This is a genomic window from Ruegeria sp. CL5 (assembly GCF_056536485.1).
Window position 1 is genome coordinate 1 of sequence record NZ_JBQFPS010000036.1, and the last position, 1,133, is coordinate 1,133.

The 1,133-nt window shown below is 56.0% G+C and carries 1 pseudogene; it reads left to right on the plus strand.

The annotated features are described in order from the left end of the window. Positions 1 to 93: 93 nt before the first annotated feature. Positions 94 to 1,133, plus strand: a pseudogene (locus ACR0IU_RS22270) (IS110 family RNA-guided transposase); the annotation flags it as partial.

The following is a 1,133-nucleotide window of genomic DNA, read 5'->3' on the forward strand; positions in this document are numbered from 1 at the left end:
CATTGCTGAAGGGGTGGATTGCTCCTGCTTCTAGCGGCGTCGCAATGCGCCATAGTGCAGGTGTCTAAATCTGCTTTTGAGAGGAGCCACCCCATGCAAGTTACCACGATCGGCGTTGATCTGGCCAAGAACGTTTTCCAGGTCCATTGGATCACCGCCACAGAGGAAGTGTTGTTCAACAAGCCTTTACGGCGGGCTTAGTTTCTACCTTTCTTTGCGAAATTGGAGCCTTGCCTGATTGGCATGAAATCCTGCAGCAGCGCACATCACTGGGCGCGCGAACTCACGGCCCTGTGCCACGAGGTTCGGTTGATCCCGCCGATGTATGTGAAGCCATACGTCAAACGCGGGAAGTCTGATGCAATTGATGCCGCAGCAATCTGTGAAGCGGTTACTCGTCCGACTATGCGCTTTGTTGCGATCAAGACAGTCGAGCAGCAATCCCTACTCTCGCTGCGTCGGGCGCGTGATCTTCTGGTGCGCCAGAGAACGCAACTCATCAACAATCTGCGTGGTTTGGTTGCCGAGTTTGGCATCTTTATCCCACGAGGCCTCGCCCGGGTGATTGGGTTTGCCGAAGACATCACACTTGGTGAAGTTCTCAATCTGCCCGACATTGGCAATGAAGTGATCCACAATCTGTGCGAGCAACTCATGGCTCTGCACAAACGGGTCCGCTGGTAAGAAGATCGTGTCAAACAAGTCGCCAAAGTTCGTCTTCTTCGCACGATCCCCGGTGTTGGCGCTGTAACGGCTTCTGCAATCATGCGCTAGCATTGGAGACGGGCATCAGTTCCGCAATGGTCGGGAGTTCGTTGCCTGGCTGGGCCTGACGCCGGCGAATAAGTCCAGCGGCGGCAAGGAGAAGCTGGGACGGATCACCAAGATGGGCGACCAGTATTTACGATCGTTGCTCGTCGTCGGCATGGCGTCATTGGTCCGACAAACGCCCCCCCGAACGCGCCAGTAAGTGGCTGACATCATTGCTCGAACGCAAAACCGCCCGCGTTGCAACTGTCGCGATGGCCAACAAGACCGCCCGGATCGTCTGGGCAGTGCTCTCCCGCAACGAGCCCTACAGTCCACGTGCTGCCGATAGAGACGAAAGGAATAATGAGTTCGCAAGACCCGCG